Source organism: Mycobacterium sp. IDUB_3 (assembly GCF_055419585.1).
In genome coordinates, this window is the sequence record NZ_JBVAXZ010000001.1 from 460,126 (window position 1) to 475,150 (window position 15,025).

Below are 15,025 nucleotides of genomic sequence, written 5' to 3' on the forward strand. Positions count from 1 at the left end.
CGCCGCGCTCGCGGCACACGGGCGCAGAGCTACGGCCATTCCCGCAGCTCACACCCGCTACCAAGCCCCCTCGCGGGGGAGTCGGCCGCCATCGAACGGCCGGGCCTGGCGACCGGCGCAAAGGCGCGCCGAGCAGCCGTTAGTCCACCGACCGGCGTGGTGGCGGCCACCAGCGCATTAACGTCATTCACTACTCGACGCATCGATTCGAACATCACAGGTTAAGGGGCATATTCGTGGTGGATTATGGGGCGTTCCCACCGGAGTTCAATTCGGCGCGGATCTACTCGGGTCCGGGGTCGGGTTCGTTCGTGGCCGCGGCGTCGGCGTGGAGCGCGCTGGCGGCCGAGCTCAACTCGGCCGCGCTCAGCTATGACAACGTGATCGCCTCGCTGAGCAGCGAGGAGTGGACCGGCACGGCCTCGGCGGCAATGGCACAAGCGGCCGAGCCGTACGTGACCTGGCTGACCACCACGGCCGCTCAGGCCGAGGAGGCGGCCACCCAGGCGCGTTCGGCCGCCGCCGCCTATGAGACCGCGCTGGCCTCCTCGGTGCCGCCACCGCTGATCGCAGCCAACCGCACCCAGTCCCAGCAGCTGCAGGCGACGAACGTGCTGGGGCAGAACACCCCGCTGATCGCGCAGCTGGAAACCCAGTACGGCGAGTACTGGGCGCAGGATGCGGGCGCGATGTACAGCTACGCGGCCCAGTCCTCGACGGCCACGAATGTGACGCAGTTCCAGAAGGCGCCGGAGGTGACCAACCCGTCCGGCCAGGCCAACCAGGCCGCGGCGGTCACCAACGCGACGGCCAATTCGACGGCGACCAACACGTCGAAGACCCTGCAGTCGCTGGCGACCCCCGCGGCGACCACCACGACCAACGCGACGACGGCGACCACGGCGGCGACCACCACCACCGACCCGCTGTCGGAGGTCTGGTTCCTGCTGACAGGGCAGACCAGCCTGCCCACCAGCCTGGGAACCCTCGTTAACGGCTACAGCCCGTTTGCGGGCCTGTTTTACAACACCGAGGGTCTGCCGTACTTCAGTACCGGTATGGCCAACACCTTCACCCAGATCGCCAAGTCGGTGGGTGCCATCGGTGGGGCGGCTCCGGCCGCGGCCAAGGCGCTGCCCGGCCTCGGTGGTCTGGGCGGCATGTTGGGTGGCGGCGCCGCCGCCGCGCACCCGGTGGCAGCGCTGGGCAGCGCGGCCTCAGTCGGTGGCAAGCTGTCGGTTCCGGTGGCCTGGTCGGGCGCGCCGGCCGCGCCGGCGTTGGGACATGCGATCCCGGTCAGCAGCATCTCCGCCGCCCCGGAGGCCGCGGGCGGACCCGGAAACCTGCTCGGTGGCATGCCACTGGCCGGTGCCGGTGCCGCCGGGCACGGGGTCGCCGGTCCCAAGTACGGCTTCCGGCCCACCGTGATGGCCCGTCCACCGTTTGCCGGCTGAGGGCGGCACGGGCCGAAATGGACGAAAGGAGGTCCCCACGACACGCCGCCGGGAATGGTCATCGCATTGAGCCTTCGCGACGAGTTAATCGGCAATCAGATTTTTATGCCGGGCGACGCGGCCACAGCATCCCGGGCGCCGACTACCAGCAACTTTTTAGGCCGGGGGCTGGTACCGTTTGCTATGACCGTCGTTCAAGGGGCAGCGGTCGAGGTCAGGCGCTGTTACTGTGTCGTTACCAAAAGTGAATTTGCCGTACCGCCAAGTGAACAATTGCAAACACCGGGCTTCCACACCGACCTGGGGGGCCCCAGTCATCTAGTCTCGCAGAGTCGGAGATTGACCTAGGAGGGAAACAATATGTCGTTCGTGACCACACAGCCGGAGGCTTTGGCCGCGGCGGCCGGGAATCTGCAGGCTATCGGGTCGACCTTGAGCGCCCAGAACGCAGCCGCTGCAGCCCCAACCACGGGGGTGGTACCCGCCGCTGCCGACGAGGTGTCGGCGTTGACCGCGGCTCAGTTCGCCGCGCACGCGCAGATGTACCAAGCGGTGAGCGCCCAGGCCGCCGCGATCCACGAGATGTTCGTGAACACCCTGTCCACCAGCTCCGGTTCGTACGCTGCGACCGAAGCAGCCAACGCGGCCGCCGCCCTGTAGCTCGGACAGGCGGTTCGGGGGCTTGGAGCAGGTCGTCACCGAAATGGGTTCCAACGTAACCGCCCCGCAGGGGACGATTTCGGGGCCGGGGGATTGGGCCCTTACAGCGTCCCCAAGCGCAACACACACTCCGTCAACTCAAACGCCGCGGTTCGGGTTCGACGTCCGTCTCACCGTGACAGCACCCGGTGGCCGCCGGCTGACGGGAAGGGGGGGTCATTTCTATTCATTCGGCTCGGCGGTTGCGTAATGCGTAAACGATCCGGCCACCGTCTTCACCACATCACCCAGTAACCACGTAGCAAGGAGAACAGCCGACATGGCAACACGTTTTATGACCGACCCGCACGAGATGCGGGCGATGGCGGGCCGCTTCGAGGTGCACGCCCAGACCGTTGAGGACGAGGCTCGCAAGATGTGGGCGTCGTCGATGAACATCGCCGGCTCGGGCTGGAGCGGTCAGGCCCAGGCCACCTCGTACGACACCATGGGTCAGGTCAACCAGGCCTTCCGCAACATCGTCAACATGCTCCACGGGGTGCGCGACGGGCTGATTCGCGACGCGAACAACTACGAGCAGCAAGAGCAGGCCTCGCAGCAAATCCTCGGCAGCTAGCGCTAAAAACCGCAGCTGCGCGTAACATTCCAAGACATTAGGAGAACACCGTTATGAGCATTAACTACCAGTTCGGCGACGTAGACGCCCACGGTGCCTTGATCCGCGCCCAGGCCGCTTCCTTGGAGGCTGAGCACCAGGCCATCGTTCGCGATGTGCTTGCTGCCGGCGACTTCTGGGGCGGTGCGGGTTCGGTGGCATGCCAGGAGTTCATCACCCAGTTGGGTCGCAACTTCCAGGTCATCTACGAGCAGGCCAACTCTCACGGACAGAAGGTCCAGTCCGCGGGCAGCAACATGGCCAGCACCGACAGCGCCGTTGGGTCCTCCTGGGCCTAACCCGCAACTTCAGGCGCGGCAGCACACCACCCGTCGGTGTGCTGCCGCGTCCTGCGGTTACCGTGCAGTTCCGCTTGAGGTAACTAGGGACCAATTGAGGATTTGATGGACCAACAGAGCACCCGCACCGACATCACCGTCAACGTCGACGGCTTCTGGATGCTCCAGGCGTTGCTGGACATCCGGCACGTCGCGCCGGAGCTGCGGTGCCGGCCATATGTGTCTACCGACTCGAGCGACTGGCTCAACGAGCATCCCGGAATGGCGGTGATGCGCGAGCAGGGCATAGTCGAGAACGACCAGGTGAACGAGCATGTGGCCGCTCGGATGAAGGTGCTCGCCGCGCCCGACCTCGAAGTCGTCGCCCTGTTGTCTCGAGGCAAGCTGGCCTACGGCGTCCTCGATGACGAAAACCAGCCCCCGGGCTCCCGCGACATCCCCGACAACGAATTTCGGGTGGTCCTGGCCCGGCGCGGCCAGCACTGGGTGTCGGCGGTCCGGGTTGGCGGCGAGATCACCGTCGACGACGTCGCCGTCGCGGACAGCGCCTCGATCGCTTCCCTGGTGATCGACGCGCTGGAGTCCATCCACCACGCCGAACCCGCGGCGATCAACGCCGTCAACGTGCCGCTGGAGGAGATGCTGGAAGCGACGAAGTCCTGGCAGGAGTCGGGCTTCAACGTGTTCTCCGGGGGCGACCTGCGCCGGATGGGAATCAGCGCCGCGACGGTGGCCGCGCTGGGTCAGGCGCTGTCCGACCCGGCCGCCGAGGTTGCGGTGTACGCCCGCCAGTACCAGGACGACGCGAAGGGCCCGAGTGCGTCGGTGCTGTCACTGAAGGACGGCTCCGGCGGCCGCATCGCGCTCTACCAGCAGGCCCGCACCGCAGGTTCGGGGGAGGCATGGCTGGCCATCTGTCCGGCCACCCCGCAGCTCGTGCAGGTGGGCGTCAAAACGGTGCTGGACACACTTCCCTACGGCGAGTGGAAAACGCACAGCAGGGTTTGACATTCGCGCGAAACATAGAGTTCACCAATGTCTTTGCACTCAACATGCGCTTGAGCTGCGAACACGGCATACTTCTCTCAAGACATCAGCAAATCTCAAACCGGTGTCAACCACAACTCTTAATCGCAAGGCGAGGCAGATGGAATTCCAATTAGCCGGAATGCACTTTGCGGGGGGCCGCAGCACCTCGACGAGTACCCCGGCGCATGTCCGCGCGCGACTGGCGGCACGGGCTCACACATTCATCACGATAGGGAGTACAGGGCGATGACTGCGGTAGTTGAAGTACCACAGCCTGACGTAGAGGGAATCTCGCAGCCTCAGGCAGTCGTCGTCGGCGTGATGGCCGGCGCGGGTGTCCAGATCGGGGTCCTGCTGGACGCCAACGCCCCCGTCTCGGTAATGACCGAGCCGTTGCTGAAGGTGGTCAACAGCAGGCTCCGCGAGCTCGGTGAGACCCCGCTCGAGGCGTCGGGCCGGGGCCGCTGGGCGCTGTGCCTGGTGGACGGCTCGCCGCTGCGGGCCACCCAATCGCTGAGCGAGCAGGACGTCTACGACGGCGACCGGTTGTGGATCCGGTTCATCCCGGACACCGAGCACCGCTCGCAGGTCATCGAGCACATCTCCACCGCCGTCGCGGCGGACCTCAGCAAGCGCTTCGCCGCCATCGACCCCGTCATCGCGGTGCAGGTCGGTGCGACGATGGTGGCCGTCGGCGTGACGACCGCGGCCGGCCTGCTCGGCTGGTGGCGGTGGCACCACAACTCGTGGCTTCCGACCGTGTACGCGGGCGTGATCGGCGCCGTGGCGCTGGGTGTTTCGCTGCTGCTGTTGATGCGTGCCCACACCCAGCAGGAACGGCGCGTCGCCGACACCATGCTGTTGAGCAGCCTCGCGCCGGTGGCGATCGCGGCGGCGTCGGCACCGCCCGGGGGCGTCGGATCACCGCACGCGGTACTGGGTTTCGGGGTCCTCACCATCGCGGCGATCCTGGCCCTGCGGTTCACCGGTCGCCGACTGGCGATCTACACCGCCATCGTCACCGTCAGCCTGATCGCGTCGGTGGCCGCGCTCGCGCGCATGGTCGCCATGACGAGCGCCGTGACGCTGTTCACCTGCGTCGTGCTGGTGTCGGTCATGATCTACCAGAGTGCGCCGGCGATCTCGCGGCGGCTGGCAGGCATTCGGCTGCCCGTCTTCCCGTCGGCAACCAGCCGGTGGGTGTTCGAGGCCCGGCCCGACCTGCCCACCACGGTGGTGCGCTCCGACGGTGGCCCGCCGGTCCTGGAGGGGCCAGCCTCGGTCCGCGACGTGCTGACCCAGGCCGAGCGCGCCCGCTCGTTCCTGTCGGGTTTGCTGATCGGGCTCGGCGTGCTGATGATCGTGTCTTTGACCGCGCTGTCGGATCCGCACACCGGACAGCGCTGGCTGCCGGTCCTGCTGGCAGGCTTCAGCGCGGGATTCCTGATGCTGCGGGGCCGCTCCTACGTCGACCGCTGGCAGGCGATCACCCTGGCCGGGACCGCGGTGCTGATCGTCGGTGCGGTGGTGTTGCGCTACGCGCTGGTGCTGCAGTCGCCGCTTGCGGTGTCGATCAGCGCGGCGATCCTGGTTCTGCTGCCCGCGGCGGGGCTGACATCGGCGGCCGTCGTGCCGAACACCGTCTACAGCCCGCTATTCCGCAAATTCGTGGAATGGATTGAATACCTCTGCCTGATGCCAATTTTCCCGCTGGCATTGTGGTTGATGAACGTCTATGCAGCAATTCGCTATCGCTAACGGCAAGGTGTGGCGTGGTCGAGCTTCCGCCGCGACCATCGCCGCCGCCCTGCTCGCGTCGGGCGCCTTAGCCGGCCTGCCGCCCGCGTACGCGATCTCACCCCCGACGATCGACGCCGGCGCGGTCCCGCCGGACGGTGCGCCGGGACCGGGGGCGCCGATGAAGCAGAACTCGTACTGCACCGAGGTCGGTGTGCTGCCCGGGACGGATTTCCGGCTGCAGCCCAAGTACATGGACATGCTGAATCTGCAGGAGGCGTGGCAGTTCGGTCGGGGGGCCGGCGTGAAGGTGGCCGTCATCGACACCGGCGTGACGCCGCACCCCAGGTTTCCGCACCTGATTCCCGGCGGTGACTACATCATGTCCGGGGACGGCCTGTCCGACTGCGACGCGCACGGCACCATCGTGGCGTCGATGATCGGTGCGGCGTCGGCCAACGGCGCCGGCGTGCCGCCTGCAGCACCGCGCAAACCCGTCACCATCCCCACCACCGAGCCACCGCCGAAAGCGCCACCGCCGCAGACGGTGACCCTGTCACCGCTGCCTCAGACCGTGACGATGGTCCCGCCGCCACCGCAGTCTCAGGAACAGGCGCCGCCGGGTCCCTTCGGCGCGCCGCCGCCGCAACCGGCGGCTCCGCAGCCCGCTGGCCCGCCCCCGGGACCGTCTCAGGGTGGACAGGGTCCCAATGGGCAGGCGCCGGCGTCCAGCCACGGCGACGGCACGGTGACCATCCCCGGTTACGCCGGTGGCGGGCACGTGGCCAACGTCGACAACCTGCGCGGCCCGCGTCCGCTCGACCCGCCACCGCCGCCGCCCCCGCCGCCGAAGGCAGGTCCGGACGCGTTCAGTGGGGTGGCCCCGGATGTCGACATCATCGCGATCCGGCAGTCCAGCCAGGCCTTCGGCCTCAAGGACGCCTACACCGGGGACGAGGACCCGCAGACGTCGGCGAAGATCGACAACGTGCAGACGATGGCGCGAGCGATCGTGCACGCCGCCAACATGGGCGCTCAGGTCATCAACATCTCCGACGTGACGTGCATGAGCGCGCGCAACATCATCGACCAGCGTTCGCTGGGCGCGGCCGTGCGCTACGCGGCGGTCGACAGGAACGCCGTCATCGTGGCCGCCGCCGGCGACACCAGCAAGAAGGACTGCAAGCAGAACCCGCCACATGATCCGTTGCAGCCCAACGATCCTCGCAACTGGAACGCGGTCACCACTGTCGTGACGCCCTCCTGGTTCAGCGACTACGTCCTGACGGTCGGCGCGGTCGACACCGAAGGCCGCCCGCTGAGCCAGGGCAACCAGGGCCAAGCGTCGACGAGCGTGGCCGGGCCGTGGGTCGGGATCGCCGCGCCCGGAACCGACGTCATCGGACTGTCGCCCCGGGACGACGGCCTGATCAACGCGATCGACGGGCCCGACAACACCCTGCTGGTTCCGTCCGGCACCAGCTTCTCGGCGGCGATCGTGTCCGGCGTCGCGGCACTCGTGCGGGCCAAGTTCCCGCAGCTGTCGGCGTATCAGGTGATCAACCGGTTGACCCGGACCGCCCGAGCGCCGGCGCGCGGCGTGGACAACCAGGTCGGTCACGGGGTCGTCGACCCGGTGGCGGCCCTGACCTGGGATGTACCCGACGGTCCGGTGAAACCGCCCCAGCAACTGTCGGCACCGCTGAACATTCCGAAGCCCGTCCCGCACCGCGATATGGTGCCAGTGTGGGTGGCCGCCGGCGGCTTGCTCGGGGCGCTACTCATCGGCGGCGGAGTGTTCGGTACGGCGATGCTGATGAAGCGATCGCGGAAACAGCAATAGGGGCGGAGCAGCAGCACCATGAAGCGTCAGCGCAGGTTCGGGTTGTCTTTGTCGTGGCCGCGGCTGACCACCGTGTTTTTGGTCGATGTCGTGATCATGGTGGTGGCCAGCCACTGCCCGGAGTCCTGGCAGGGCACGTATCGCATCGCGTTCTGGGTCGGTGTCGGTCTGGCCGTGCTGGTGACGCTGCTGTCGCTGGTCACCTACCACGGCCTCACGGTCACGTCGGGGCTGGCCACGTGGCTGTGGGATTGGTCCGCCGATCCGGGCTCCGCGCTGTCCGCGGGCTGCACCCCCGCCCTCGACTACCAACGCAAATACGGGCGCGACAAGGTCGGCGTGCGGCAGCACGACGGCCAGCTGGTCACCGTGATCGCCATCAACGGCGGTGACGACGACTCGGCCTCGCGCCTTCGGCACCGCAACTCGCCGCCCACCCTGCTGGTGTCGGCCGTCGCTTCGGGCCTGCGCCAGTTCGACGTCCACCTCGACGACGTCGACATCGTTTCGGTGAAGGTCCGCCGCGGCGGCCCTGAAGCCAAAGCCGCCGAGTTGTCCAAGCTGGACGACTGGGGCCCGGAAGAGTGGGAGGTGGCTAACGGCGAGCCGACCTCGTACATTCGCCGCACCTGGCTGGTGTTGCGGATGAACCCGCAGCGCAACGTCGCCGCCGTCGCGGCCCGTGATTCGCTGGCGTCGACCTTCGTGGCCGCCACCGAACGGCTCGCTCAGGATCTCGACGGGCTGACCTGCGCGGCCCGCCCGTTGACCGCGGAGGAGCTGGCCGAAGTCGACCGTGCGGTCCTGGCCGATCTGGAGCCGACCTGGAGCCGGCCCGGCTGGCGCCGCCTCAAGCACTTCAACGGGTTCGTCACCAGCCTGTGGTTGTCGCCGTCCGACATCACCACCGACAAGCTGGAAGAGCTGTGGGAGGACGAGACCGTCGCGACGGTGCTGACCATCCGGCTCACCTCGCGCGGCGGCCGGCCGCAGGTATCGGCCTGGGTGCGGTACCACACCGAAAAGCGGTTGCGCAGAAACGTCTCGTCGGGCCTCAATCGTCTCACCGGACGCCAGCTGGCCGCGGTGCGAGCCAGCCTGCCCGCCCCGACGGCGCGCCCCCTGCTGGTCGTGCCGAGCCGTCCATTGCGCGCCGACGATGACGACCTTGCGCTATCCGTCGACCAGCTGCGAGGGAGCTCGGCGGGCGTACCTGTAGCGCAATGACGAGGCCGCAATCAACCGCTGAAGGTGCCCGTAACGCGATGGTCGCCGGGCTGCTGGCCTCGGGCGTCTCGGTCAATGGGCTGCAGCCCAGCCACAATCCGCAGGTCGCGTCGCAGATGTTCAGCACCGCGACCAGCCTGGATCCGGGGATGTGCGACGCCTGGCTGGCACGGATCCTGGCGGGGGAGCAGAGCATCGACGTGCTGTCCGGTGCGTGGTCCTCGATCCGGACGTTCGGTTGGGAGACCCGCCGCCTCGGGGTGACCGAGTTGCAGTTCCGGCCCGAGGTTTCCGACGGGTTGTTCCTGCGGCTGGCCGTCACCAGCGTGGAGACGTTGGCGTGTGCGTACGCCGCGGTTCTCGCCGAAGCGAAACGCTACGAGGAAGCCGCGAAACTGATCGACGGCGTCGAACCCCGTCAACCTGTCGATGAGGAACTGGTCAGTTACGTGCGCGGCGTGCTGTACTTCCGCACGGCTCGGTGGCCGGATGTGCTGAATCAGTTCGCCGAGGGGAAAAGCTGGCGCCAGCCCGAACTTAAGGCCGCCGGCGCGGCGATGGCCACCACGGCCCTGGCTTCGCTGGGTGTGTTCGAGGAGGCGTTGCGCCGGGGCCAGGATGCCATCGAGGGCGACCGGGTGCCGGGCGCGGCCAACATCGCCCTGTACACCCAGGGCATGTGCTTGCGGCACCTCGGCCGCGAGGACGAGGCCGTCGAGCTGCTGCGCCGGGTGTACTCGCGCGATCCGAAGTTCACGCCGGCCCGTGAAGCGCTGGACAACCCGAACTTTCGCCTGGTCCTGACCGACCCGGAGACGATCGAGGCCCGGACCGACCCCTGGGATCCGAACAGCGCGCCGACCCGGGCCGAGACGGAAGCCGCCCGCCACGCCGAAGAGGCGGCAAGGTACCTGGCCGAAGGCGACGCCGAGCTCAACGCCATGCTCGGCATGGAACGCGCCAAGCGCGAGATCAAGCTCATCAAGTCGACCACCAAGGTGAACCTGGCGCGCGCCAAGATGGGCCTGCCGGTGCCGGTCACTTCGCGCCACACGTTGTTGCTCGGCCCACCCGGAACCGGAAAGACTTCGGTGGCACGAGCTTTCAGCAAGCAGCTGTGCGGGTTGACGGTGCTGCGCAAGCCCGTGGTGGTGGAAACCAGCCGCACCAAGCTGCTGGGCCGCTACATGGCCGACGCCGAGAAGAACACCGAGGAGCTTCTGGAGGGCGCCCTGGGCGGCGCGGTCTTCTTCGATGAGATGCACACGCTGCACGAGAAGGGCTACCAGCAGGGTGACCCGTACGGCAACGCGATCATCAATACGTTGCTGTTGTACATGGAGAACCATCGCGACGAGCTGGTGGTTTTCGGCGCCGGCTACGCCAAGGCCATGGACAAGATGCTCGAAGTGAATCAGGGTCTGCGACGGCGTTTTTCGACCGTCATCGAGTTCTTCAGCTACACCCCGGACGAGCTGGTCGCGCTGACCCGGTTGATGGGCCAGGAGAACGAAGACGTGATCACCGACGAATCGGCACAGGCGCTGTTGCCGTCGTACACGAAGTTCTACCTCGACGAAAGTTATTCGGAGGACGGCGATCTCATCCGCGGCATCGACACCCTCGGCAACGCCGGTTTCGTGCGCAACGTGGTGGAGAAGGCCCGCGATCACCGCAGTTTCCGCCTCGACGACGAGGATCTGGACGCGGTGCTGTCCAGCGACGTGACCGAGTTCAGCGAGCGTCAACTGCTGCGTTTCAAGGAATTGACCCAGGAGGATCTCGCCGAGGGCCTCAGCGCTGCGGTCGCCGAGAAGAAGTCGGACTGACCGCCCCGCGTGCCCTCCACGCCAAGGCCCGCGCGGGTGCATTGCGGGTGACGGCGGGGGAATGCGTTGTACGTCAGCTTGACTCAGCGCGGGCCGAGTGCCACCATTGCCAATGCAAGCACCTCGCTAGGTGAGGCGTCTGCACGGATACAGGCCACTGACCTCGAACGTCGAAAGACGCCCAGGGTCAGGACAGCTCTTCCCGGATTAAGGGTTGAGCCCAAGTGGCTTCCGGCTTTGGTTGGCCGGATACGCCGTGTGGTGCCGAAGCTCTGACGAGAGGGGTGCCGCAGCCGGCCGTTTCGCCTGGTTGTTCCTCCCCGTGTGCACCGTGTGGCGCCCCCGCGTGCCCTGGCCTTGAGGAGGTGAGAGCGAATTAGTCCCGAAGACAGACCGTATGCCAGATTGTTGACCATTTCGCTTCGATCCGGCCTCGGCATCGTTATTTCCTGAATTGGCTTGTAGTTAGCCGATTTTCGTAGCATGCGCACTCGCTGACGTGTGGCGTCGGCGCGCGCCCGCGGCATGGCCACACCCTGGCCTGCCGATATTTGTGGGGAGATTTGTGATGAACTTTGTTACCGCACAGCCGGAATCGTTGTCGGTGGCAGCCGGCCGGCTGCAAGAGATCGGTTCGGCGCTGACTGCGCAGAATTCGGCTACCGCCGCCCCGATGACCGGGGTGGTGCCTGCCGCCGCGGATGTGGTGTCGATGCTGACGGCGGCGCGATTCGCCAAGCACGGGCAGGTGTTCCAGACGTTGAGCACCCAAGCCGCCGCGCTGCATGAGAACTTCGTGGTCACCTTGCGGGCCAGTGCCGAGTCGTACGCGGCCACCGAGGCAATCAACGCGGCTTCAGCGCGCTGAGCATTGTGGAGTATCCATCATGATGGATTTTGCGGCACTGCCGCCGGAGATCAACTCGGCCAGAATGTATTCCGGCCCCGGCTCGGGGCCGATGCTGGCCGCCGCTGCCGCATGGAACACGATGGCCGCGGAGATGCGTTCGGCTGCAGCCTCTTACTGGTCGGTGGTGACTGAACTGACCGGTGCCGGCTGGCTGGGGCCTTCGTCGATGTCGATGTTAGCCGCGGCCGCACCCTATTTGGCCTGGCTGGACGGCACCGCCGCCCAGGCCGAGCAGGCCAGCGGCCAGGCCTTCTCCGCCGCGACCGCCTACGAGTCGGCCTTTGCGATGACCGTGCCCCCGCCGGTGATTGCGGCCAATCGGGCTCAGCTCGCGATGCTGGTGGCGACCAACGTCTTCGGTCAGAACACTCCGGCGATCGCGGCAACCGAAGCGCAGTACGCCGAAATGTGGGCGCAGGATGCGGGCGCGATGGACGGCTATGCCAGCGCTTCGAGCACCGCGTCGCAACTGACGCCGCTGGCTGCGCCGCCGTCCACCACGAACACCGACGGCGTGGCCGCGCAGGCGAACACGGTGGCTCAGGCGGCCCAAACGCCGGCGGGTTCGGCGCAGTCGGTGCTGTCGTCGGCCGGCGGGGGTTCCTCGTCGCCTGGTTCGCTGTCGTCATCGCTGGCGGGCTTGCTGAGCGGCTCGGACAATTCGGCCCTCGGCACCTTCACGAACAGCAACTTCTTCAGCACCGCGGTGGTCAACGGCGCGCTCGCCGGCGGGCCGTTCAACCCGCAGTTCATCCTGCAGACGGCCGCCGGGCTGATGAACGCGGGCAAGTCGTCCACGGGTGCCGCGGCGCTGGCCGGACTGGGGGAGCTGTCGGAGCTGGGTTCGGGTGCATCGATTCCGGCCGCACTGGCTGGCGCCGGCGGCTCGGCGGGACGGGGGCACGCGAGCCTGGTGGGGTCGTTGTCGGTGCCGCCGAGTTGGGCTTCGTCGGCCAACATAAATCCCGGCGAAGTCGCGGCACCGGCCAACGGCCTCAGTGACATCGGCTCGCCGGCCCCGGCGGCCGGCGGGCCCGGTGGTTTTGCCGGGCCCCTGGGGTCGGCGGGCGGGCGCCGTCGCGCAATCCCGAAATACGGATTCCGGCCCGTGGTGATGCCACGCCCGCCTGCCGCCGGATAAGCAAGGAGACAGTGCCATGTTCGATTTTGCGGCGTTTCCGCCGGAGATCAACTCGGCTCGCATGTACGCGGGCCCCGGGCCGGCGTCGATGGTGGCCGCCGGCGCCGCCTGGAACACGATGGCCGCCGAAATGCGTTCTGCGGCAACCGGTTATGGATCGGTGATAGCGGGCTTGACCGGCGAAGGCTGGCTGGGTCCGTCGTCAGTGCTGATGGCGGCCGCGGCTGCGCCCTACGTGGCGTGGCTGAGCAGCACCGCGGCGGCGGCCGAACAGGCCGGCGTGCAGGCCACCGCGGCGGCGGCCGCATACGAGGCAGCGTTCGCCATGACGGTGCCGCCTGCCGTGGTCGCGACCAACCGGATGCAGCTGGCAAACCTGTTGGCCGGCAACCTGTTCGGGCAGAACACCGCTGCAATCGCGGCCATCGAGGCGCAGTACGCCGGCATGTGGGCTCAAGACGCCTCCGCGATGAACGGTTACGCCAACGCCTCGAGCGAGGCCACCCAGCTGACGCCAATGGCCGCACCATCGCCGACCACCAGCACCGACGGTGTTGCCGAGCAGGCCGCGACGGTGGCCCAGGCGGCCACTGCCTCGACCAACGCGGCCTCGGGCAGCTCGACGGGCGGACTGCTGGCCTGGCTGGGGCTCGCGCCCAACACCAATACGTCCACCACGGGGCTGGCCGGGCTGATGAACTTCCTGGACGGCTCCAACGGCTCGCTGCTGGGCAGCTTCCTCAACAACGCTTCGGTGGCCAACTTCTCCAACGCCTTGACCACCAGCGGGCTACTGAACCCGACGTCGATGATCGATTCGGTGACCGCCTTCAGTTCCGTGTTTCCCAACGCGGCCGACGGCGCCGCGGACGCGGCTGGAGCCGAGCTGGCCGCGGGCCTGAGCCGCGGCCAGCTCGGCTCCCTACCAGGCCTTGCGGCCTCGGCGGGTGTCGGCCAGGCGAGCCTGGTCGGCACCCTCGCCGTCCCGTCGAGCTGGGGTGCGACGGGGGCCGCCATCACCCCGGTGGCGGCGACAACCCGCCTGGGGGCGGGGATGTATCACGGCGTTCTGGGGACGACGCCCATGGTGATGGAGGACGCCGGTCCGGTCGGAATGCCGGGAATGCCGGTGGGCGCCGTGCCGGGCGCACACGAGGATGAGTTGGCCGCGCCCCTATATGGATTCCGGCCCCGAGTGATGGCCCGTCCGCCCTCCGCCGGTTAACAACGCGCGCAATCAAAATTAACGGTTGACCAACGGCACTTTTTCACAATCCTTATCTGGCAAATAGCGGGAACCCCAGCAACGGCATGAGGCTAGCAATGTGTGGCTCACAGGGGCCCAAAAACCCTTGTGAGCTATCGAGATTGCCACACAGGAAATTGTCAGTAGCTAATCAGTGCCACGGCAGATTGTCCACGTCTACTCGTATAGGTGAAGTCGAGGAGAACGGTCAACTGCATGGAGTCGGGCGCGGGGCCATGGTCTCGGATGTGCCTGTCGCCGGGGGTTTCTGGGGCCGTGCCGGTTCGGTGGCGTGCGGGAGTTCAGCGCCGATGGTCGGTCGTCGCCTCAAGTCTTCCGCGAGCGGGCCGACTTCCGGCCCCAGCAGGTCCGGTCCCACGGGGAGCGCCATACAAATGCCGACAGCGTCGTCGGCTGGAGTTCGTCGCAATTGAACCCCGGGAATGGAAATACGCCGAATAGATACTGGCAGCGAATTTGTATGACAGCTTTGCTTCGGAAGCCACCAGTGCGGGCCCGGATATATCAGGATCCGCGATATATAGAGATTGATATGGAGGTTACTGATATTCTTGACCGGACTTGAGAGAGATAATTTCTGAGCGCTTTATACGATTGGCGATGGCGCCGATCTACGGGTTGTTGATTACGCCGCTTGCGGAATGCATATTCATTTAGTTCGGGCGTTGTCGAATGCTGCCCACAAGCGCCTCGGAAAGTGATATGTGCCACTAATCCAGTGGTGGTAGCCGGTCTCTCTCACAGACCGTCGAGACTCCCGATATTTATTTTTTACAAAGGTTTACCTGACGGGAACGCCCGACGAAATAAGTGATGGGCACCATCGTCAATACAAAAGCAGCGTGGCTTGACTAGTCGTTCGCACGCCATTTAGGCGCCGATCCAGAGCTAGGAGCAGGATGGCTTTATTGTCTGCAGCACATGGAATCTGCACATGTGTCTCGTAGCAGAGTTGATGAATTCCCTTAGAGCTG

Annotated in this window: 12 protein-coding genes and 1 riboswitch; all 12 genes read left to right on the plus strand. The window is 66.8% G+C overall.

The genetic code is table 11. The annotated features are described in order from the left end of the window. Positions 1–236 precede the first annotated feature (236 nt). The 12 genes from ACZYVJ_RS01815 (at position 237) to ACZYVJ_RS01870 (ending at position 14,009) form a co-directional block, all read left to right on the plus strand. Positions 237–1,454 carry a PPE family protein gene (locus tag ACZYVJ_RS01815; RefSeq protein ID WP_463829438.1) on the plus strand — a complete coding sequence of 406 codons (1,218 nt, stop codon included), beginning with the start codon at positions 237–239 and terminating at the stop codon, positions 1,452–1,454. A 360-nt stretch (positions 1,455–1,814) separates the two neighbouring features. Next, positions 1,815–2,114 (plus strand): PE family protein, encoded by a 300-nt coding sequence (locus tag ACZYVJ_RS01820; protein ID WP_007771419.1) that lies wholly within the window; start codon positions 1,815–1,817, stop codon positions 2,112–2,114. Positions 2,115–2,433: 319 nt separating this feature from the next. Beyond that, complete coding sequence (locus ACZYVJ_RS01825) at positions 2,434–2,730, plus strand: WXG100 family type VII secretion target (RefSeq protein ID WP_007771418.1); 297 nt, start codon at positions 2,434–2,436, stop codon at positions 2,728–2,730. A 53-nt stretch (positions 2,731–2,783) separates the two neighbouring features. Then, on the plus strand, positions 2,784–3,068 hold the full coding sequence (locus ACZYVJ_RS01830) for a WXG100 family type VII secretion target (protein WP_007771417.1): 285 nt from the start codon (positions 2,784–2,786) through the stop codon (positions 3,066–3,068). 105 nt (positions 3,069–3,173) lie between these two features. Next, positions 3,174–4,076 (plus strand): ESX secretion-associated protein EspG, encoded by a 903-nt coding sequence (locus ACZYVJ_RS01835; RefSeq protein WP_007771416.1) that lies wholly within the window; start codon positions 3,174–3,176, stop codon positions 4,074–4,076. A gap of 267 nt (positions 4,077–4,343) precedes the next feature. Beyond that, on the plus strand, positions 4,344–5,855 hold the full coding sequence (eccD, locus tag ACZYVJ_RS01840; RefSeq protein ID WP_463829439.1) for a type VII secretion integral membrane protein EccD: 1,512 nt from the start codon (positions 4,344–4,346) through the stop codon (positions 5,853–5,855). Then, positions 5,833–7,677 carry a S8 family serine peptidase gene (locus ACZYVJ_RS01845; protein ID WP_463829440.1) on the plus strand — a complete coding sequence of 615 codons (1,845 nt, stop codon included), beginning with the start codon at positions 5,833–5,835 and terminating at the stop codon, positions 7,675–7,677. Before eccD ends, ACZYVJ_RS01845 begins: the two co-directional genes overlap by 23 nt. A gap of 18 nt (positions 7,678–7,695) precedes the next feature. Then, complete coding sequence (eccE, locus tag ACZYVJ_RS01850; protein ID WP_463829442.1) at positions 7,696–8,904, plus strand: type VII secretion protein EccE; 1,209 nt, start codon at positions 7,696–7,698, stop codon at positions 8,902–8,904. Next, positions 8,901–10,733 (plus strand): type VII secretion system ESX-5 AAA family ATPase EccA5, encoded by a 1,833-nt coding sequence (gene eccA5 / locus ACZYVJ_RS01855; RefSeq protein ID WP_463829443.1) that lies wholly within the window; start codon positions 8,901–8,903, stop codon positions 10,731–10,733. Before eccE ends, eccA5 begins: the two co-directional genes overlap by 4 nt. 115 nt (positions 10,734–10,848) lie before the next feature. Further along, positions 10,849–11,024, plus strand: a riboswitch (M-box (ykoK) riboswitch). Between the two features lie 277 nt (positions 11,025–11,301). Beyond that, entirely contained in the window at positions 11,302–11,601 is a 300-nt protein-coding gene (locus ACZYVJ_RS01860) for a PE family protein (protein ID WP_463829444.1), read from the plus strand. A gap of 19 nt (positions 11,602–11,620) precedes the next feature. Then, complete coding sequence (locus ACZYVJ_RS01865; protein WP_463829445.1) at positions 11,621–12,784, plus strand: PPE family protein; 1,164 nt, start codon at positions 11,621–11,623, stop codon at positions 12,782–12,784. Between the two features lie 16 nt (positions 12,785–12,800). Continuing rightward, positions 12,801–14,009: a PPE family protein gene (locus ACZYVJ_RS01870; protein WP_463829446.1), complete on the plus strand. Its 1,209-nt coding sequence runs from the start codon at positions 12,801–12,803 to the stop codon at positions 14,007–14,009. The last annotated feature ends 1,016 nt before the right edge of the window (positions 14,010–15,025 follow it).